A 20,135-nucleotide genomic window follows, 5' to 3' on the forward strand; every position below is an offset into this window, starting at 1 on the left:
CTGTCGAGCCCCGGCGAGGCTGCGTTCGGCTGCGAAGCAGTCGCAAAATGCGAGAGCGCGGCCTACCTGAAACACCGGGGTGCTGAACTCACGACTGCTTCGCAGCCGAACGCAGCCTCGCCGGGGCTCGACAGCTGCTACAGAGCTTCCATGGCATAGGATCGGGGGGCCAGGGATTAACGCTTAGTCCTTCAAAAACGCCAACAGATCAGCGTTGAGCTGATCCTTGTGGGTATCCGTCAAGCCATGGGGAGCGCCAGGGTAGATCTTCAACGTAGATCCTTTCACCAGTTTTGCAGACGCAATGCCCGCCGCTTCGATCGGCACCACCTGGTCGGCATCGCCATGCACCACCAGCGTCGGTATGTCGAACTTCTTCAGGTCTTCGGTGAAGTCGGTTTCGGAGAACGCCTTGATGCAGTCATATGCGTTCTTGTGGCCGGAGGTCATGCCTTGCATCCAGAACCAGTCGATCATGCCCTGAGATGACTTGGCGTCCGGTTTGTTGAAGCCGAAGAACGGACCGCTTGCGAGGTCGATGTAAAGCTGCGAACGGTCGGCCAGGGATGCCTCGCGAATGCCGTCAAACACTTCGATCGGCAGGCCCCCGGGGTTGGCTTCAGTCTTGAGCATCAGCGGCGGCACCGAAGAAATCAGCCCGGCCTTGGAAACGCGCCCGGTGCCGTGACGACCGATGTAACGCGCCACTTCGCCGCCGCCGGTGGAGAAGCCGAACAGCACGACGTTTTGCAGATCCAACAACTCGATCAACTGCGCCAGGTCATCGGCGTAGGTGTCCATGTCGTTGCCGGTCCATGGCTGGCTGGAGCGGCCATGACCGCGGCGATCATGGGCGATCACCCGGTAGCCTTTGGAGGCCAGGAAGATCATCTGCGATTCCCAGCTGTCGGCGTTCAATGGCCAGCCGTGGCTGAAGACAATAGGCTGACCGGTGCCCCAGTCCTTGTAATAAATCTCGGTGCCGTCTCGGGTCGTGAACGTACTCATGCGCTGTCTCCTTAGTGAGTGTTGGGGTGAATCAAACCGGTGAGTGGCTCATGCGTTCAGCCAGCCGCGCCACTCGTTCGCCCAGAACTGTGAAAGACCACCACCACGTTGCTCATTCCGGCGTCCTCATGACATGTTTAATCCCTGTAGGAGAGTTTTGGGCGTAGACCAGACGCAGGACGAGTTAAATGTTGTTAATTTTCCCTGGTGCGCCAAAAGCCTCAGCGATACCTTCAAGACCGCTGCGCCCAATAAATACGGAACTCATGAACAGTGGCCGCAAACCAGCGGTCCAGGCGGACATTGCAGCGTCATCCGGCCAGCGCATTGCGCGGCCGTAAAAACCTGACGAATATGCTCGGAAACCGCGTACCAGACGGCGGCAAGCAGGAGTGACACGTTGACCCTTCCCCCCGAACAAGCCATCCATTTCGGCCCCTACCGGATCTATCCCGGACAACGTCTGGTCATGGAGGCCGACCAGCCCCTGCGCCTGGGTCGGCGTGCCATGGACATTCTGTTGATCCTTTTGGCACACGCCGGGAAGGTGGTCAGCAAACAAACGCTGATCGCCGGGGTCTGGCCCAAAAGCGTGGTGGAAGACATCAACCTGCGGGTGCACATGGCCGCATTGCGCAAGGCCCTCGGTGACGGCCAGGCCGGCCAGCGTTACATCGTCACCGTGGCGCAGCGCGGGTACAGCTTTGTGGCGCCCTATTCGCTGGAGCACATCGAGCACCCTCCAGGGAGCGAAGCGCCCGCGCCGAGCGGTCACAACCTGCCCGTTCGTCGAACCCGCATGATCGGTCGCCAGTCCCTCGTCGATAACCTGATGGTCCAGCTGTCACGCCAGCGTTTCATTACCCTGGTCGGCCCCGGTGGGATCGGCAAGACCACCGTGGCCCTGCGTGTCGCCGAACAACTGATCGGGCGCTACCGGGATGGCATTCGTCTGCTGGACCTGGCGCCGATCAACGATCCGTCGATGATCACGGTTCACCTGGCGACATTGCTCGAACTGTCCTTGCACGACGCCGAGCCGATGAGCGGCCTCGCCGCGTTCTTGCGCGACCGGCAGATGCTGCTGGTGATCGACAACTGCGAACACCTGGTAGACGCCATCGCATTGTTGAGCGAAAGCATCCTGCGCGCCGCTCCAGAGGTGCACATCCTGGCCACCAGCCGTGAGAGCCTGCGGGCCGAAGGTGAATGTGTTCAGCGCCTGGAGTCGCTGGACTGCCCTCCCCCCATCGCCGTACCAGACCGCGCTCAGGCCCTTACATTTTCCGCCCTGCAGTTGTTCGTCGAACGCGCGATGGCCGGCCACGACAGCTTCGAACTGACCGATGACGAGCTGCCGCTGGCGATTGAAATCTGTCGGCGTCTGGACGGTATTCCACTGGCGATCGAACTGGCGGCCGCGCAAGTCAGCGGCCTCGGATTAAACGGATTATTGACCCAACTCCAAGGCAGTTTTCGCCTGCTCACCCAGGGTTGCCAGACCACGTTGGGCCGACACCAAACCCTGCGTGCCACGCTGGACTGGAGCTTCGAGCTACTGAGTGCCTGCGAACAAACCTGTCTGCGCCGACTGGGTGTGTTCAGAGGCGGATTCACCCTGGAATCGGCGGCGGCGGTGATCGTCGGCGAACACATCGAACCGCAGGCTGTGTTTGGCTCGATTACGCAACTAGTGGCCAAATCGCTGCTGAACGTGGAAGTGGGTGACGAAGAGGTGTTCTACCGATTGCTCGACATCACCCGCAGCTATGCCCTGGAAAAACTCGACCAGGCCGCCGACCGGCCCGATACCCGCAAACGTCACGCCGAACGCTGCCTGGCGTTGATGAATCAGGCCCAGCACGAGTGGGAGCTGATCCCGACAAGCACGTGGATCGAGCGTTATGCCCGCAATCTGGAAGACATTCGTTCGGCCCTCGACTGGGGCTTGAACGCACAAGGACCGCAGGCATTGGCGATCCGCCTGACGGCAGCTTCCACGCCGCTGTGGCAGGAACTGTCGCTGCTCAAGGAGCACGGCCTGTACGTGCGCAAGGCGCTGTCACTGCTCGATGCAACATCCGATCCCTGCCCGCAGCTGAAAATAGCCCTGCATCTCGCCCTCGGCAGTTCTTGTTATCACACTCAGGTCGGCACGGCGGAAACCATCGAGGCGTTCGTCAGCGCCAGAACCCTGGCCAAACATTGCAACGATTTGGCCGGTCAGTTGCGGGCGGTGTCCGGGCACATGGCGGTCAACCTCTGTTGCGCCAACTATCAAATGGCCCTGGAACAGAGCCGGCAATTCGATCGGTTGGGGCTGCACGGCGATGCGGTGGTGTCCCTTAGCACGCATCGCTTGCGGGTGCTGGCGTTGCACTTTGCCGGGGACCAGCAGCAGGCGCGGATGAATGCCGAACAGGTCCTTCAGCGCATGGCCCAGAGCGGCCACCTCAACCGTTTCACTTACGGTTTTGGCGTGCACTACGATCAGAGCGTCGCCGCCCTGACGATTCTGGCGCGCATCCTCTGGTTGCAGGGGCAACCGGAACAAGCCTGGCGCACCGCCCGGCAAGCGCTGGACATTGCGATCCAGATCAACCACGGCACGTCCATCTGCTACACCCTGGCACTGGCCGGTTGCCTGATCGCTCACTACAACGGCGATACCCGTACCGCTCGTGAACTCTTGCGCCTGCTGCTGGAACAAGCACAGAAACATTCGGTGCTGCTGTTCTACACCTGGGCCCGGCACTATGCGCAGGTGATCGACCGCACCGAGGCGCACTTGCCTCTTCAGCCAGGCGTGGGGCTGATCAAGGACATCATGGTCACGCTGGATAGCGGTTTCGTCGATGACGCCCTGTTGCAACGGGCCGACACCGGTACGGCCGGCTGGAGTACGGCGGAAGTTCTGCGGGCCCGGGCTGATGCGTTGCTGGCCGAGAATTGCCCACTGAAAACCGAAGCGGCCGAGGCCGTGCTGATCAGGGCATTAAACGTGGCGAAACATCAGGGCGCCCTGGCGTGGGAACTGCGCAGCGCCACCTCGCTGGCGCAACTTTGGCAGCGTCAGGGCTTGTATCAGCAAGCTCATGAGCTGCTGGCACCGATCTACCATCGGTTCACCGAGGGATTTTCTACACCGGACCTGAGCAAAGTCCGTCGATTACTCGACGAGCTCCATGGGCAACTGCACGCCTGAGACCCAGCGCGCTCTGCTGATGTAGTGCGAATAGCGCCGCTCAAACACCCGCAGATGGCCGCTGTGTTCGAGCTTCTCAAGGGCATACGTGCGCGTGGTGTTGAGAAAGCGATAACGGGTTGTGCCGTTGACCTGATCCATCGAGAGCAACGATTTGGCGACCAATCGCTTCACCAGTTCCGCCAGTTGATCGGGCTTCAGCTCCACGCAACTGCACACGCCAATCGCGGCATCGAGGGTGAAGGACAGTTTGAACACCGACAGGCGCTGCAACACGGTTTGTTCCGGCAGGCTCAGCCGCTCATAGCTCCAGTCCAGCGCAGCTTTGAGCGTCTGATGTCGGGGCACCGCCGTGCGCCGACCTTGGGTCAGCAGCTGAAGACAGTTATCCAGCTGAGCTTGCAAACCGACCAACGCCAGCGCGTGGATCTGCGCCGCTGCCAGTTCAATGGCCAGTGGCAACCCATCGAGCCGCCGACAGATTTCACGGACCGCCTGGAGGTCTTGTTCGCGCAACGCAAACCCTTGTTGACGGGTTCGGGCACGACTGACGAACAACTGCACCGCCGAATACCCCATGGCTTCGGCGACGCTGTGCAACGCCGACACGGGCGGCACCGCCAGAGACGGCACACATTGGATCGCTTCCCCTGCTGCCTGCAAAGGCTCGCGGCTGGTCACCAGAATGGACAACCGAGGCGCCGACATCAGCAACGCCTCGACCAGGCGTTGGCAGTGTTCCAGCAGGTGATCGCAGTTGTCGAGCACCAGCAACGTGTGCCGGTTTGCCAGCCCGTCCAGCGTCGTGCCGATCTCCCGTTCAAGGGTCTGGGACAGATGATCGACCACTCGCGTAGGGTCATCGATCGCCGCGAAATCAACCAGCCACACGCCATCTTCATAGTGCTGCAACAGCAGTTCGGCGACACGCAACGCCACCGTGGTCTTGCCGACGCCGCCGGGGCCAACCAGCGTCATGAAACGCCGAACCGGCAACTGCCGGACGAGACTGCCGACCATCGAATCTCGGCCGGTCACCGGCGTGAGTCGTGCGGGCAGGTTGTGCTGATTTTTTTGAACGGTCTCGATCAAGACCTGCGTGCCCGCGGACGCAGGCTGCACCGGGGCGATAAAGCTGTAACCGCGTTGGGGAATGTTGACGATGTAGCGCTGGCCATTCTGCCCGTCGCCAAGCGCCCGACGCAGGGCCGCAATGTGCACGCGCAGGTTGATTTCCTCGACCACGGACGTCGGCCAGACGCGGGCAATCAGTTCGTCCTTGCTGACCACGTTGCCGGCGCGCTCGACCAGCACCTGGAGGATATCCAGTGCCCGACCGCCCATGCGCAGCGGTCGATCACCGTCAAGGATCAGCCGTTGCCGCAGGTGGAATGCATAGGGGCCGAATCGCAGCACCGCATCGCTGTTTAAATTTCTGAGGCTGTTCATGCACATTCACGTGCTGAAACCTGGCCCGGCTCACAGTGCAACAACATCCCTTGCACCCGCCTTCCAGGCTCCCGCACCTCCATTGCAAAGCGTTCAGGCTATCTTGGCAGGCATCAGTGACGGTACAACTGCCACGGTGGGAGCGTCACAGCCATCACGGTGCGCAAAACGGACAAGAAGGCTCTAGCTGAACTGTTCGCGGTATTGGGTCGGGGTCAAACCGAGCTTTTCACTGAACAGAAAGCGCATGTGCCGCACGCTGCCGAAGCCACTTTTGAAAGCCACGGTCTTGAGCGGCAAGTCGCTGGTTTCCAGCAAATTCCTGGCGCAATCAATTCGCGCGCTTTGCAGAAACTCCATAGGTGTCATGTTTACTTCCCGGGCAAACATCCGGGCGAAGTGCCGCGCACTCATGTTCGCGAGGCTGGCCATGCGTTCGATGCTGAAGGCTTCATCGAGATGTTCGAGTACATAGTTCTGCACGCGAGTGATCGGCGTTTCCTGCGGTGCGACGGCGGCCATCAACGGGCTGAACTGCGCCTGCCCACCCTGTCGCTTCATGACCACCAGCAATACCTTGGCAACGTCCTGGGCGACTTTCTTGCCATGGTCTTCGGCGACAACCGACAGTGCCAGGTCGATGCCGGCAGTGACGCCGCCGGAGGTGATGAGGTTGCGGTCCTGCACGTAAATCTGATCGGTCTCGACGGTGGCCTTGGGAAAGCCCTTGATCAGGCGTTCGGTGTAGTGCCAGTGGGTGGTGACGCGATAACCATCCAGTAAACCGGCATGTCCCAGCACAAACGCACCGGTGCAGATCGAGCCATAACGCTCGGCCTGATTGACCGCACCTTTGAGCCAGCCAAGCAGGGGTGGATGTTTTTCGTTGTAGGCCCCCGGCCCACCCGGCACCAGCAACAGGTCAAAACGTTGCGTCGCCTGATCGATGTGCAAATCGGCCTGGACGCTGACGCCGTTGGACGCACGCAGTGCGCCATGCTCGGTGCCAATGGTCGACAACACATAATGCTCATCCGCTGCCAGATAGCGATTGGCGATGGAAAACACTTCCATGGGACCGGCCATATCGAGCAGCAGAAAGTCCGGAAACAACACCATAGCCACGGTTTTCATGGGTTCAAAATCACTGAAGTCAAAAGAAAATCCATCTGCCAAACACCGCTCCCACAGGGTTTGGTGTCGGTATCAGAAGGATGCTGTGCATTATGGCCAAGTGTGGCGCCAGCGCCTGAGGAGAATACCTGATTGCGCGTCGATTACTGTCAACCTCAAAGGGACAGTATTTCAGTTTCCATCCACTTATTGCATCAGCCAGTAACCATTAACCTTCTCCTCACTCGGACGAATCAACGTCCCCACAGGAGGTTTCATCATGCTGACCCTTCGCAAAGCTTCGGATCGCGGCGCGGCCAATCACGGTTGGTTGAAGTCGTTCCATACCTTTTCCTTCGCCAACTATCGCAACCCGAAAGAGCAGGGTTTTTCCGACCTGCTGGTGATCAACGATGACCGGGTTGCCGCCGGTAAAGGGTTCGGCCAGCACCCGCACCGCGACATGGAGATTTTCTCCTACGTGCTTGAAGGTGCGCTGGAACACAAAGACACTCTGGGCACCGGCTCGGTGATCCGCCCCGGTGACGTGCAGTTGATGAGCGCCGGCAGCGGCGTGGCGCACAGCGAATACAACCACTCGACCACCCGGCCGGTGCACTTCCTGCAAATCTGGATCGTGCCGCAAGTCAGCGGCGCCAAACCGCGTTATCAGCAAGAGCACTTCAGCACGCAGAAGAAACGCGGCCGTCTGCAACTGATCATCTCCCCCGACGGGGCGAAGGGTTCGCTGAAGGTGCGTCAGGATGCACGGGTGTATGCCGCGTTGATCGACGGCAAGGAAAGCGCAACGCTGGAATTGGCCGCCAATCGCTATGCCTATGTGCATGTGGCCCGCGGCAGTGTTGAACTCAACGGCGTGCCTTTGCAGGAAGGTGATGGTGTGAGGGTTCGCGATGAACAGGTACTGGCCCTGAGCAACGGCGTGGATGCCGAAGTGCTGGTGTTTGACCTGCGGCCCCAAGAGCTGCCGGAAATGCCATAAAGATCAAGAGATAGCAGCCTCGTTTCACTCGACAGCTCCTACAGGTGTACGTAAATCCCTGTAGGAGCTGTCGAGTGAAACGAGGCTGCGATCTTTAGCTTTAGTCCCGAGTGCCAGAAAACACCGCGACAATTTCATCAATAACCACTCGTACACGAGCGGTATGCCGCAGGTCTAACTGATCAATACCCCTCGCCCACCGCCTGGGCGCCGCTGATAATCGCGATGCCCGAGCTGGTGCCCAGTCGGGTGGCGCCGGCCTCGATCATCGCCAGCGCGGTCGGGTAATCGCGTACGCCACCGGAAGCCTTGACCCCGATGACCGCGCCGACGGTGCGGCGCATCAGGGCGACATCTTCCACGGTGGCGCCGCTGCGGCTGAAGCCAGTCGATGTTTTGACGAAAGCGACGTTCAGCTCACGGCAAATCTCGCAGGCCTTCACTTTTTCGGCGTCGGTGAGCAGGCAGTTTTCCAGAATGACTTTCAGCGGCACACTGCCGCAGGCCTGTTTGACCTGGGCGATGTCGTCCCGCACCTGATCGAACAAACCGTCTTTCAACCCGCCGATGTTCAACACCATGTCGACCTCCCCGGCACCGGCGGCAATCGCCCGCTCAGCTTCGAAGGCTTTGGTCTCGCTCAGACCGGCGCCCAGCGGGAAGCCGACCACTGCGCAGATGTTGACGCTTTGCCCTGTAAGGCATTGAGCCGCATGAGGGACCTGCCCCGAGTTCACGCACACCGAATAGAAGCCGTGTTCTACTGCTTCGCGGCACAACGTTGCGATTTGCTCGCGGGAAGCATCAGGCGCCAGCAAGGTATGATCGATGTACTGCGCCAACGCTTGGGGTTCGAGGTGTGCCATCGCAAAAACTCCTGTTTGTATATTCAAATGCCCCTGCGCCACAATCGAGGGTGATTCGCGCAAAAACGTTACAAAACTAACAAATAATGTTACTTAAACAACACCAACAATCAACCCCGGAATGCCTGTGGACAGTAAAAAAGCCGAGCGTCTCAAGCTGATTCAACAAGCTCTGCAAGACCAGAGCGCCATTCATCTGCGCGAGATGGCGGCGTTGCTGGACGTGTCCGAGATGACCCTGCGCCGCGACCTGAGCAAGTACACCGACCACCTGCGGCTGCTCGGTGGCTACATCACGAAAATTCACGACGGCAGCGAGCCCGGCGATTACCGCGTGGCCGAACAGGACACCCGCCACGTCGAAGAAAAGCGTCGCATCGGCAAACTCGCCGCCGGGTTTATCCAGCCGGGCGACACGGTGTTCTTCGACTGCGGCACCACCACGCCTTTCGTGGTCGACTTCATCCCCGACGAACTCGAGTTCACGGCCGTGTGCAACTCCCTGAACGTGCTGCTCAAACTCTCGCAAAAGCCCAACTGCCACATCGTGATGTGCGGCGGCACGTTCCACCGCAAGAACCAGGTGTTCGAGAATCAGACCGAAACCGGCATCCTCGACAGCGTACGCCTGACCTGGGCTTTCGTTTCCGCTGCCGGCATCAGTCAGGACTTCGGCGTGACCTGCTTCAACTTCAATGAAGTAGAGGTCAAGCAGAAAGTCTTGCGTCAGGCGCAACAACGGCTGCTGCTGGCCGACCACAGCAAGTTCGACACGGTGCGCACTGCGCATTTCGCCAACCTTGAAGACTTTCAGTTCGTGGTCAGCGACAAGAAAATCCCCAAGGCCTACCGCGACGCCATTACCGCCAGCGGCGCGCAGTTGATCATCTGATCAGGGCCTGTTGTTCCACTGCATTCAGGTAACCGGTGGTGACGCTGAAATCAGCCGTCGCCCCTGCCGCCAGCGAACGCACGTGGCCCTTGGCTAACTCGGCGCGATAGCCTTCCGGCTCGCAAGTGGACGGCAACACGAACGCCGCCACGTGTTGATCGGCATTGTGCAAAATCCAGCGTGCTGCATGCTCGAACTGGTCGGGACGGTAGCGGGTGTAGAACGCCGCACCGTCCGGATGGCTCAGCAGAAAATGCGCATGACCGCTGTCATCCGCCCGCACACCGTCGAAGAAAAACACGATCTCGGGATCGTAAAGCGCGGGTCGATCCAGGCATGTGAACTGCTCCGGGTCTTTCGTTAGCACCTGCATGTATTCCGTCCAGACCGGCGCCGGTTTCACGTGGGCCGGCACGCTGCTGCGCAAGCGCACCCGCTCGAAACCCAAAGGTTCGATGAAACGAGCGCCCTCGACATAGGCGTAATTCATGTGCGCCATGTACATCAGGTCCATCGGTTTGCCCGCGAGATTGGTCACCTGCATCGCAATGTCGAACAGCCCTGAGTCAGCCCGTAAAGTCACGCTCGGGCTGGCCCGATAACGGTCACCAAAACCCTGCACGTATTCGCACTCGCCACCCAATCGCAGGTATTGACCCACGCTGTCTTCACCGACCTCCAGCCAGGCGCGATCCATGGCCGCGCAGGGCATCTCGCCGTGTAGCGGATGATCGTCCTCGGGACTCGGGCAACCGTTGCGCAGCAGGCCACTGTGAAACATGAAACAGCCATAGGTGCCGATCACCGTCGGGCTGGGTTTGGGTTGGCTGAACAGGTTGCGCATGGTCAGGTCGCAACCGTCGAACACGGCGGACCAGATCATCTGGCCTTGATAAGGGAGTACCACCAGACTGCCGCGACCGTTGGCCAATTCCACGGCCAGCACGCCATTGGGATAGACCCAGGCGCTGACGGTGAAGGCCTCGGATTCCAGCAAGGTTTTGCGCCCCTCGCCGAACTGCGACGGATGAAGATTGATCCGCGTATTCATGACGCGACCACCGCACCCACCGGTGCCCGTTCGCTGTCGGAATGACGCAGGCAACGCACCGCGTACATCACGATCACGATGAAGCACAGCAGCGGCACGCTATAGGCCAATTGCATGTTGCCGCCGCTGTAGTCAGACAGCAGGCCCTGGAAGATCGGAATCACCCCGCCACCGACGATGCTCATTACCAGCAGCGAACCGCCGACACCGGTGTCTTCACCCAAGCCGTCAATCGTCAGGCCGTAGATAGTCGGCCAGCACGGACCGAGGAACACGCTCACGCCAACGGCTGCGTATACCGCCGTGATGTTCGGCACCAGAATGGTGTAGGCCAGCAACGCGATGCACAGCATGCCGTACACCGCCAGCACCTTGGCCGGGTGCAGTTTGCGCATCAGCACGTTGGCGATCAGCTTGCCGACAAAGTACGCGGCAAACGTTGTCAGCAGAAACCACGAGGCACTGCGCTCGTTCATGCCGCCCAACTGCATCGCCAAGCGGATGGTGAAACTCCAGACACCGACCTGGGCCCCCACGTACAGAAACTGCGCTAACACACCAAAGGTAAACCGCTTGTTACGCCACAGCCGCGACAGGCTCTGGCCGAGGCTGGCGGTTTTCTTGCTGCTCGGCTGGTTGCCTTTGCACGCGGGAAACCGGGTGATGGCGATCAGGATGAACATCAGCACCAGCACCGCGATCATCCATTTGTACGGCAGCAACGTGGACTGGATCATTTGCAGTTGCTGGATCGCCGCGTCCGAGGCGCTCATTTGCGTCAGTTGCTCGTGGGTGGCGTCGGTGTCCTTGAACATCACGAAGCTGCCGACATACACCCCAGCCATCGCACCGAAGGGGTGGAAAGTCTGGGAAATATTCAGTCGACGGGTGCCGGTTTCACGCGGGCCCATCAACGTCGAATAGGTGTTGCAGGCGGTCTCGAGGAACGACAGCCCCGCCGCGATCACGAACAGCGCCAGCAGGAACATGCCGTACTTGGCGGTCGATGCCGCCGGGAAGAACAACAGGCAACCGAACATGTACAGCATCAGGCCGATCAGGATGGTGGTCTTGTAACTGAAACGGCGGACCACCAGCGCGGCCGGAATCGCCACGAAGAAATAGCCCAGATAAAACGCCGACTGCACAAACGCGGTCTGGAAATCGCTGAGCAGAAAGGCCTTCTTGAAATGCGCGATGAGCACGTCGTTCATGCTCGCGGCCGCCGCCCACAGCGCGAAGATGCTGCACAGCAAAATGAAGGCGAACCAGGGCGTGCGGTTCAGGTAGAAACCATCGGGCGTCTGTTGGAGCGGAGGCTTTGTCATTGTTGTTCTCCGTGGTGAGTGTTGAGTGGTGAATCAGCTCGACGTCAGGCGTCGAGTTGGCGCTGGAATTCAGCGAATGCAGTGGCGTCCGGGTAGGACGTCTGGGTGCCAAGGCCCGTGACTGAGCAGGCGGAATACGCCACGGCCTGGGTCATGGCGGCGCGGATATCGCGGTCGCGACTCCAGTGATGAATGAAGCAACCGATGAAGGCGTCTCCTGCCCCGGTGGTGTCGCGCGCGGCAACACACAAACCGGGAATCTGAAACTCGCCCTCCTCGCCGACATACAGCGCGCCTTGCTGGCCGAGGGTCACGATGACGTGGCGGATGCCGCTGGCGACCAATGTCTGGGCGGCTTTATGGGCCATCTCCGGTGAGTCCACGGTCTGGCCGGTGATCAACGCCAGCTCGGACTCGTTGGGCACCAGGAAATCCAGTTGCGCCAGGTGTTCACGGCTCAAGCCCGACAAGGCCGGCGCCGGATTGAGCAACACCGGAATGTTGTGTGCGCGGCCGAACTCGATGGCGTAGTAAACGGTGTCGACGTTGATTTCGAGCTGCAGAACGATCAACGAGCACTCGCGCAACGCCTGCGCGGCCGCGTCGATATCCGCCGGTAGGAGATGTGCGTTGGCGCCTTTGACGATGAGGATGCTGTTGTGGGAGTCGGCCTGAACGAAGATCGGCGCCACCCCGCTGGACTCGCCGGGGACACGCTGCACGTAACGGGTGTCGATGCCAAAGTGCTGGAAGTTGGCCAGGGTGTTGTCGGCAAACAGGTCATCGCCGACCTTGGTGAGCATCAACACATCCGCCCCAAGCTTGGCGGCGGCAACCGCCTGATTGGCGCCCTTGCCGCCACAACCGAGGGCAAACCCCGGCGCTTCGAGCGTCTCGCCCTGGGCCGGCATGCGGTCGATGTAGGTGATCAGATCCACCATGTTGCTGCCGATGATTGCGATCTTGCTCATTGCTATTTCACCTTGAGGCGTTTTTATTTTGTTATTTAAATAACATTTTGTGTGATTACTCAATCTTTTTTGTTGCGTGGTGTATGAAGCAAAGACGAATGGCTTTGCGCACGGCTTTAAAGATGTGTGGGCAGGAACGACGCCATCGCGAGCAAGCTCGCTCCCACATTGAAATGCGTTCCCCTGTGGGAGCGAGCTTGCTCCGGGCGGCGTTCCGACGATGAGGCCCGAAGCAGCACCGCCGAAACCGGGACGAAGTGATATCATTGCGACACCACGCGTCGTGGCTATCACGGAGGATCCATGAAAAAACTATCTCTGCTTACCCTGCTCGTTATTCTTTGCACCAGCCCACTGATGGCCCAGGCATGCCCTAAAGGCACGCACCCCGTCGGCGGCACCGGCTCGCACCATAAAGGTGGCAGTTGCCAGTAAGTCATCGCCCGGCACTGCGCCGGGCCATTCATACGACTGTCGAATTTATCCCCACCGTTCCCCACGCTTCTGTTAAAACCCGAGCTTTCCTTTTCATCCTCCGGACCCCTGCATGTTTTCGAATGTGATGAGCCGCTTAAGCCGACGCTGGCTGCCGCTGCTGTGCATGGCCGTGCTACTCGTCGGCGTGCCGGTGAGCTGCGGCGTACTCAAGTACACAGAGCGCGAGCTGCTGTTTCGTATTGAGCCGGGCAACGCTGGCTGGTATCGCGGTCTGCCGCAGGACGTTCAGGAATTCGACATCAAGCCCGCCAGCTTCAAGGCCGGGCAAAGCCTGCATGCCTGGTGGTGGCCGGCCGCGCGTCGCGATGCGCCGTCGATCCTCTATCTGCATGGCGTGCGCTGGAACCTGACGGGCCAGGCGTTCCGCATCGAGCAATTGCGCGCCATGGGCTATTCGGTACTGGCCATCGACTACCGCGGGTTTGGCCAGAGTAAGGGTGATCTGCCATCGGAAGCCAGTGTTTACGAGGACGCGCGAGCCGCCTGGGAGCGCTTCATCCAGATGCAACCGGACGCCAACAAGCGCCTGATCTACGGCCACTCCCTCGGTGGCGCGGTGGCTATCGACCTGGCGGCAGACTTGGCCGCACAGGCGAAAAAGGACCATGGCGTGGTGCCGGTGCGCGGTCTGGTGATCGAGTCCACCTTCACCTCGCTGGGCGATGCCGTGGCGCAAGTGGCCGACAGCAACCTGCCAGTGAAATGGTTGCCGGTGCGCTGGCTGCTGTCGCAGAAATTCGATTCCATCGACAAGATCGTCGACATCAACATGCCGTTGCTGGTGGTTCATGGCTTGGCCGACCCGTTCATGCCATCGCGGTTCAGCCAGCAGTTGTTCAATGCCGCCAGCGAACCCAAGCGTCTGCTGTTGGTACCCGGCGGTACGCACAACAACAGCATGAGCCTGGGTGGTAGCCAGTATCGCCAGGCACTCGACGGCTTGATGAAAACAAAACCACCCCAGATGGCCGGCCCGACAGTGATGCGGGTTTCTCGGGAGTCTTGAGCGCTATCGGTAACCGCGGGCCTGCAAATCAAACAACTGCGCATAGCGCCCGCCCGCGGCCACCAGACTGTCGTGATCGCCCCGCTCAAGGATCGCGCCCTGGTCCAGCACGATGATGTGGTCGGCATTGCGCACACTGGAAAACCGGTGAGAGATCAGCAACGTCATCCGGCCTTCGGTGTGCTCACTGAAATGCTCAAACACCGCCGCTTCCGCCGCCGGGTCGAGTGCAGAAGTCGGCTCATCCAGAATCAGGATATCGGCGTTGCGCCGCATGTAGGCGCGTGACAACGCGATCTTCTGCCATTGCCCGCCGGACAGCTCCTGCCCCCCGGCGAACCACCGTCCCAATTGCGTGGCATACCCTCGATCCAGCCCTTCGATAAAGGGTGCGGCCATCCCCTCGGCGGCAGCGGCCTGCCAGCGCTGTTCATCGTTGAACGCCAGTGTGTCACCGACGCCGATGTTCTCGCCGACGGAGAATTGGTAGCGGATGTAATCCTGAAAAATCACCCCGATGCGCCGCCGCAGCGCGTCTTCTTCCCACGCTTGCAGATCGCTGCCGTCCAGCAGGATACGCCCCTGATCAGGACGGTACAGCCGCGTCAGTAATTTGATCAGCGTGGTCTTGCCCGAACCGTTCTCCCCCACCAGCGCCACACTGTGCCCGGGGACAAGGTGAAGATCGATGCCTTCCAGCGCGGCGCGACTGGCACCTGGATAACGGAAACCGACGTTCTCGAAACGCAGGCCATCGCCGGGGACCGCACCCACGGTGAGGCTGCCGGTATCCGCCACAACAGGCTCGGCAAGGTATTCATAAAGGCTGGAGAGGTAAAGGCCATCTTCGTAGAGACCGCTGATGGCACTCAGGCTGCTGCTCACCGCCGTCTGCCCCTGCTTGAACAACACCAGGTACATGGTCATCTGCCCGAGGCTGATATTGCCATGGACGGTATCGACCACGACCCAGGCATACGCCAGATAAAACGCGCCGGTGCCCAGTAGACCGAGGACAAATCCCCAGCCATCCCGACGTAGTGTCAGGCGCCGGTCTTCGGCATAGAGCCGAGCGAACGTCTCGCGATAACGCTTCAATAGCAGCGGCGCGAAACCGAACAATTTGACCTCTTTGATGTAGCCCTCGTGGGAGAGCAGCGTTTCGATGTAATTCTGTTGTCGACTCTCCGGCGCGCGGCGAGTGAACAGTCTGAAAGCATCACCGGAAAAATGCGCTTCGGCAAAGAATACCGGTAGTGCACCGACCACCAGCAGCACCAGTGCCCAAGGCGAAAAATGCACCAGCAACACGCCGAAGCTGATCAACACAATCAGGTTCTGGATCAGCCCCAACGACTTCATCACCAGCGCCAGCGGCCGGGTCGAAGCCTCGCGGCGCACCCGAACCAGCTTGTCGTAGAACTCGGAATTCTCGAACTGCACCAGCGATAACGTCTGGGCCTTCTCCAGAATCATCGTGTTGACCTTCTGCCCCAACTGCACCCGCAACAGCGATTGCTGGACCGACAGCGCCCGCTGAGTCCCGGACAGCAACGCGAGTACGCCCGCTTCAAACAGCACGTAACGCACAACCGGCCACAACGGCGCACTGCCCTGTTGTGCGTGCAACTGCATGGCGGTGACGACCGCATCGACGATACGTTGGCCTAACCAGGCCGCCAGCGCTGGAAGCACCCCGGCGATCAGCGTCGCCAGCACCAATCCCAGAAACAGTCCGCGAGACGTTGCCCAGACCAGCAGCAAGGCGCGTCTCGCCTGGTCGAGTAACGAGGTGAAACGATCAAGAACAGGGGTCACTCCGTGAGCTCCCCCTGATACCGGGCCCGATACCGTCCCGGACTTTCTCCCGTCCACTTCTTGAACGCCCGATGGAACGCACTCGGCTCCTGAAAGCCCAGCTGCTCGGCAATGTCACTGATGCTCGCTCGGCTCTTGCGCAGCTGTTCGAAGGCAACGCCACGCCGCACCTCGTCCTTGATCTCCTGATACGAACACCCTTCACGCTCCAGCTTTCGGCGGAAGGTGCTGGGGCTCAGGTGCTGTTCCAGGGCAAAGGCCTGCAAGGTCGGCCATTGGCTGTAATGGCTGTTACGCAGGCGCTGGTGGACCTGCGACGCCAGGCCGTGTTGATTGCGAAAACGGATCACCAGCCATTGCGGCGCGGTGCGCAAAAACACTTTCAGTGAGGCCAGATCCTGAACCACCGGCAGACGCAGATAGTGGCTGGCGAATTCGATTTCGGTGCGCTCCGCGCCAAAGGTCAGGTTCGGTCCCCAGAGCAAACGGTCATCGCTGAGCGACACACGTTCATGGCGAAAATCTGCGCGGTCGATGGGGATGCGCCGCCCACCCAGCCAGCAGAGCAGACTGATCATCAACACCAGGAACGTCTCCTCGCCCAAACGACTGACGTCGCTGTTTGGCGAGTGGTTCTGCAGGCTGATCACCGCACGTTTTCCGCGTACCGTCAGCGTGCCGCGAAAGTCGTGGAGGAATAGCGCGAAATTGGCCAGGCACTGGCGCATGGCTTTGTGCAGGTCAGGTTCCTGAATCAATGCCCGGCAGATCAGGGCGAAACCGCCCGGCGGCATGCCATGGGAGTCGAGCCCGAAGAACTCATCGTTGAGCTCGCGGATCTGGATCAGCCACAACGCCGCAAACGCACTCGCCGGTACACGCGCGGTGGGCTGCTCCATCAACGCCGGATCGATGCCGGCCTGTTCAAGCGCAGCCCTCTGACGTTGCGGATTGTTGCCCAGCCCATGGATCATTGCCTGCACGAAGTAGGCGGAAACCGAGTCCTTTTCCCGCATGTGAACGCTTCTCTCCCCATCACCCGAATGGCAAAAAACACCAGTGCCGTTGAACAGTTTCGGCATAGGACAACCGTCCCGCCGGCTCTAGACTCGCGGCCAATAGTACGCCTTCGGCCACTACGGCGGCCAAGGTATCGCGGGATTTGATCGGAAGGACAGAACATGAATCTGCAAAACATTGGCGTGATCGGCGCAGGCACCATGGGCAATGGCATTGCGCAAGTCTGCGCCTTGGCCGGTTTTAACGTGACCTTGCTCGACATCTCCGAGAGCGCCCTGCAAAAGGCCGTCGCGACCGTCGGCAAAAACCTCGATCGACAGGTTGCCAAGGAAACGCTGACGCAAGAGCAAAAGCTCGCCGCCCTCGACAAGATCCGCACCAGCACCGACTACAGCAACCTGCAGAACGTGCAACTGGTGATCGAAGCCGCGACCGAAAACCTCGAGCTGAAACTGCGCGTGCTGCAACAGATCGCCGCGCAGGTCAGCGACGATTGCGTGATTGCCTCCAACACGTCTTCGCTGTCCATCACCCAACTCGCGGCCAGCGTGAGCCAGCCTGAGCGGTTCATCGGTCTGCACTTCTTCAACCCGGTGCCGGTGATGGGCCTGATCGAGGTGATTCGCGGTTTGCAAACCAGCGACGCCACCCACGCCCTGGCGCTGGACATGGCGACCACTCTCGGCAAAACCGCGATCACCGCGGGCAACCGTCCGGGTTTCGTGGTCAACCGGATTCTGGTGCCGATGATCAACGAAGCGATCCTGGTGTTTCAGGAAGGCCTGGCCAGCGCCGAAGACATCGACGCAGGCATGCGCCTGGGCTGCAATCAGCCGATCGGGCCGTTGGCGTTGGCGGACCTGATCGGTCTGGACACCGTGCTGGCGATCCTCGAAGCCTTCTACGACGGCTTCAACGACAGCAAATACCGCCCTGCTCCACTGCTCAAGGAAATGGTCGCCGCCGGTTACCTGGGGCGCAAAACGGGGCGTGGCTTCCATGCCTATGCCTGAGCGTTGCTCGCGCTTTGCCGAGTACCGGGACAAGGTGCTGGAGCTGTTCGCCTGCAAGGGTTTCGGACAGGTTGGCATGCGTGAGCTCGCGACCTGCCTGGGGCTCGCTCCCGGCTCGTTGTATCACCATTACCCCAGCAAACAGCACTTGCTGCTCGACCTGATCGAAGAGTTCTACGAAGAGCTGTTGGCAACCTTGGGGCGGATCGAGCAAAAGGCGCCGGCAAAACGCGACAAACTCCATGCCCTTATCCGAGCGCATTTGAACCTGCATCAGGAGATGCCCTGGCATTTTCGTCTGGCAGAACGCGACAGCGGCTGCCTGAATGAAGAGCAACAGGAACGGGTTCGGCAGCTGCGCGAGCAATACGAGCGCAAATTGCTGCTGATGCTCGGGGCCCGGTCCCGCTTCAGTGAACAGGGTCTGTTGGCCGCCGGACATGCAATCGCAAACTTACTCAACAGCGCACCCGGCTGGTTGGCGCAACATTCACTGGATGAGCGAGAGCGCGTTGAGTTGTTGGAGTGTCTGGTGAGTGGAGCCATCGAACGTTTGCTACGCCCCGCGGCTCCACGGGCAGTAGCTTGAGGACCCAAGACCTTGGATCGTTACCTATGCGCCGGAAGCCATAAGCCACGCTGCTTCAATAGAAAAAACATCTAAACAATTCCTGCCAATCACGACATCTAACGCTTTGCTAATGGGAGCCCAATCACTGCGGCGCCGGAGGTGAATTCAGCCTCCCTCCGCTTCTTCGTTACCGGGAGCAAAGCATGAAAATCAATCCCTACCTGATCTTCAACGGCGACTGCAAAGCCGCCTTCACCTTCTATGCCCAAAGCCTGCCAGGCCAGATCGAAGTCATGATGACCTTCGGCGAAAGCCCCGCGCGCGAGCACTTTCCGACGGACTACCACAACCTGATCATCCACACCCGTCTGCTGGTGGGCGATCAGGCGATCATGGGCTCGGACACAACACCTGATCGCCCTACTGACGAAATGAGCGGCTGTTCGGTTTCGCTGAATGTCGACAGCATTGCGGAGGCTGAACGGGTCTTCGCTGCATTATCGGAAGACGGCAGCGTTCAAATGCCACTGGAAGCGACGTTCTGGGCAGCACGCTTCGGCATGTTGGTTGATCGGTTTGGTGTGTCGTGGATGGTGAATTGCGAAAAGGATCAGTGAAACTCACTTTCTCAAGGCATGAAAAAAGCCCAACCTGGAAAGGTTGGGCTTCTGGCAACTGCCGGGCTGTCTGCTACCGTCAACACGCTACCTCATACAGCGGCGGATTGTTCGGAGGAACCCCACCATGCCTGCCCATGACGTGCCTTGGTCCACTCGTTTCAAACTGTCACTGCTGGCCGGAGGACTCACCGCCACTCTGCTCGCGCTGAGTGGGTGCGCTACCGTCGACGCCCAGACCACCGCCTATGTGGGTGTGGAGCATCCCGCACCGACGCTCGCCAGCGAGGTTGTGGTGCTGCGCACCGAGCCTCTTCGACCTCACGTCCGATTGGGTGAGGTGGTCATCGACGCGAGCGTCGAGCCTGCTCCCACCATCACTCAGGTAGAAGAAAAACTACGCGAAGAGTCCGCCAAGCTCGGCGGCAATGCCGTGGTGGTGGTCTACGACCATATCCAACCGGTGGGCGCCTATGTCAACGGGCCGCTTTGGGCTCGCGATGTAAAAACCATCGAAGGTCGGAAACTCAAAGGGATTGTGATCAAGTACCGGTAATGCCGCTCGCACTTTCCTGCGGGCAAAACAAAACCCCTACCTGCATACGCAGATAGGGGTTTCGGAATTTAATCTTGACGATGACCTACTCTCACATGGGGAAACCCCACACTACCATCGGCGATGCATCGTTTCACTGCTGAGTTCGGG

Annotated in this window: 18 protein-coding genes; 9 read left to right on the plus strand and 9 right to left on the minus strand. The window is 60.0% G+C overall.

Annotation, left to right across the window (positions count from 1 at the left end):
* Nucleotides 1–183 precede the first annotated feature (183 nt).
* Nucleotides 184–1,008, minus strand: a complete 825-nt coding sequence (locus tag KGB23_RS22935) for an alpha/beta fold hydrolase (RefSeq protein WP_223432706.1) — start codon at nucleotides 1,006–1,008, stop codon at nucleotides 184–186.
* 400 nt (nucleotides 1,009–1,408) lie between these two features.
* Here KGB23_RS22935 and KGB23_RS22940 point away from each other — a divergent pair, with 400 nt between their 5' ends.
* A complete protein-coding gene (locus KGB23_RS22940; protein WP_223432707.1) occupies nucleotides 1,409–4,213 on the plus strand; it encodes an ATP-binding protein in 2,805 nt (934 codons plus the stop codon).
* Here KGB23_RS22940 and KGB23_RS22945 read toward each other — a convergent pair.
* Nucleotides 4,178–5,662, minus strand: coding sequence for an ATP-binding protein (locus KGB23_RS22945; RefSeq protein ID WP_223432708.1), 1,485 nt, complete (start codon nucleotides 5,660–5,662; stop codon nucleotides 4,178–4,180). The two genes, KGB23_RS22940 and KGB23_RS22945, sit on opposite strands and share 36 nt — an antisense overlap.
* A gap of 183 nt (nucleotides 5,663–5,845) precedes the next feature.
* Entirely contained in the window at nucleotides 5,846–6,796 is a 951-nt protein-coding gene (locus KGB23_RS22950; protein ID WP_150655418.1) for a GlxA family transcriptional regulator, read from the minus strand.
* A gap of 259 nt (nucleotides 6,797–7,055) precedes the next feature.
* Here KGB23_RS22950 and KGB23_RS22955 point away from each other — a divergent pair, with 259 nt between their 5' ends.
* Nucleotides 7,056–7,778: a pirin family protein gene (locus tag KGB23_RS22955; RefSeq protein ID WP_223432709.1), complete on the plus strand. Its 723-nt coding sequence runs from the start codon at nucleotides 7,056–7,058 to the stop codon at nucleotides 7,776–7,778.
* 182 nt (nucleotides 7,779–7,960) lie between these two features.
* Here KGB23_RS22955 and deoC read toward each other — a convergent pair whose 3' ends face one another.
* Entirely contained in the window at nucleotides 7,961–8,644 is a 684-nt protein-coding gene (deoC, locus tag KGB23_RS22960; protein ID WP_223432710.1) for a deoxyribose-phosphate aldolase, read from the minus strand.
* A gap of 121 nt (nucleotides 8,645–8,765) precedes the next feature.
* Here deoC and deoR point away from each other — a divergent pair, with 121 nt between their 5' ends.
* Nucleotides 8,766–9,536, plus strand: a complete 771-nt coding sequence (gene deoR / locus KGB23_RS22965; protein WP_223432711.1) for a DNA-binding transcriptional repressor DeoR — start codon at nucleotides 8,766–8,768, stop codon at nucleotides 9,534–9,536.
* Here the strand turns inward: deoR and KGB23_RS22970 are convergent.
* Genes KGB23_RS22970 through rbsK form a run of 3 tightly spaced genes read right to left on the minus strand, consistent with a single transcriptional unit; the run spans nucleotide 9,529 to nucleotide 12,886 of the window.
* Nucleotides 9,529–10,587, minus strand: coding sequence for an aldose 1-epimerase family protein (locus KGB23_RS22970; RefSeq protein WP_223432712.1), 1,059 nt, complete (start codon nucleotides 10,585–10,587; stop codon nucleotides 9,529–9,531). The two genes, deoR and KGB23_RS22970, sit on opposite strands and share 8 nt — an antisense overlap.
* Nucleotides 10,584–11,915: an L-fucose:H+ symporter permease gene (fucP, locus tag KGB23_RS22975; protein ID WP_223432713.1), complete on the minus strand. Its 1,332-nt coding sequence runs from the start codon at nucleotides 11,913–11,915 to the stop codon at nucleotides 10,584–10,586. The genes KGB23_RS22970 and fucP overlap by 4 nt, the downstream gene beginning before the upstream one ends.
* Before the next feature lie 44 nt (nucleotides 11,916–11,959).
* A complete protein-coding gene (gene rbsK, locus KGB23_RS22980) occupies nucleotides 11,960–12,886 on the minus strand; it encodes a ribokinase (RefSeq protein WP_223432714.1) in 927 nt (308 codons plus the stop codon).
* 303 nt (nucleotides 12,887–13,189) lie between these two features.
* On the opposite strand from rbsK, the gene KGB23_RS30175 reads away from it, so the two are divergent.
* Both KGB23_RS30175 and KGB23_RS22985 read left to right on the plus strand, forming a co-directional pair.
* Nucleotides 13,190–13,321 (plus strand): hypothetical protein, encoded by a 132-nt coding sequence (locus KGB23_RS30175; RefSeq protein WP_263288711.1) that lies wholly within the window; start codon nucleotides 13,190–13,192, stop codon nucleotides 13,319–13,321.
* Between the two features lie 112 nt (nucleotides 13,322–13,433).
* Nucleotides 13,434–14,390: an alpha/beta hydrolase gene (locus KGB23_RS22985; RefSeq protein ID WP_223432715.1), complete on the plus strand. Its 957-nt coding sequence runs from the start codon at nucleotides 13,434–13,436 to the stop codon at nucleotides 14,388–14,390.
* Between the two features lie 3 nt (nucleotides 14,391–14,393).
* Here the strand turns inward: KGB23_RS22985 and KGB23_RS22990 are convergent, their stop codons facing one another.
* Together KGB23_RS22990 and KGB23_RS22995 are read right to left on the minus strand one after the other, a co-directional pair.
* The gene (locus KGB23_RS22990) at nucleotides 14,394–16,208 is read right to left on the minus strand and encodes an ABC transporter ATP-binding protein (RefSeq protein ID WP_223432716.1); all 1,815 of its coding nucleotides are present in this window, start codon (nucleotides 16,206–16,208) and stop codon (nucleotides 14,394–14,396) included.
* A complete protein-coding gene (locus KGB23_RS22995) occupies nucleotides 16,205–17,224 on the minus strand; it encodes an AraC family transcriptional regulator (protein ID WP_223432717.1) in 1,020 nt (339 codons plus the stop codon). Before KGB23_RS22995 ends, KGB23_RS22990 begins: the two co-directional genes overlap by 4 nt.
* 165 nt (nucleotides 17,225–17,389) lie before the next feature.
* On the opposite strand from KGB23_RS22995, the gene KGB23_RS23000 reads away from it, so the two are divergent.
* The 4 genes from KGB23_RS23000 (at nucleotide 17,390) to KGB23_RS23015 (ending at nucleotide 19,985) form a co-directional block, all read left to right on the plus strand.
* Nucleotides 17,390–18,241: a 3-hydroxybutyryl-CoA dehydrogenase gene (locus tag KGB23_RS23000; protein ID WP_076030546.1), complete on the plus strand. Its 852-nt coding sequence runs from the start codon at nucleotides 17,390–17,392 to the stop codon at nucleotides 18,239–18,241.
* Nucleotides 18,228–18,830: a TetR/AcrR family transcriptional regulator gene (locus tag KGB23_RS23005; protein ID WP_223432718.1), complete on the plus strand. Its 603-nt coding sequence runs from the start codon at nucleotides 18,228–18,230 to the stop codon at nucleotides 18,828–18,830. The genes KGB23_RS23000 and KGB23_RS23005 overlap by 14 nt, the downstream gene beginning before the upstream one ends.
* Before the next feature lie 185 nt (nucleotides 18,831–19,015).
* Complete coding sequence (locus KGB23_RS23010; RefSeq protein ID WP_046048345.1) at nucleotides 19,016–19,429, plus strand: VOC family protein; 414 nt, start codon at nucleotides 19,016–19,018, stop codon at nucleotides 19,427–19,429.
* A 127-nt stretch (nucleotides 19,430–19,556) separates the two neighbouring features.
* Nucleotides 19,557–19,985: a hypothetical protein gene (locus KGB23_RS23015; RefSeq protein WP_223432719.1), complete on the plus strand. Its 429-nt coding sequence runs from the start codon at nucleotides 19,557–19,559 to the stop codon at nucleotides 19,983–19,985.
* Nucleotides 19,986–20,135 lie beyond the last annotated feature (150 nt).

Origin of the sequence: Pseudomonas sp. GL-B-26 (genome assembly GCF_019947405.1) — a bacterium.
In the GTDB taxonomy this organism is placed as follows: Bacteria; Pseudomonadota; Gammaproteobacteria; order Pseudomonadales; family Pseudomonadaceae; genus Aquipseudomonas.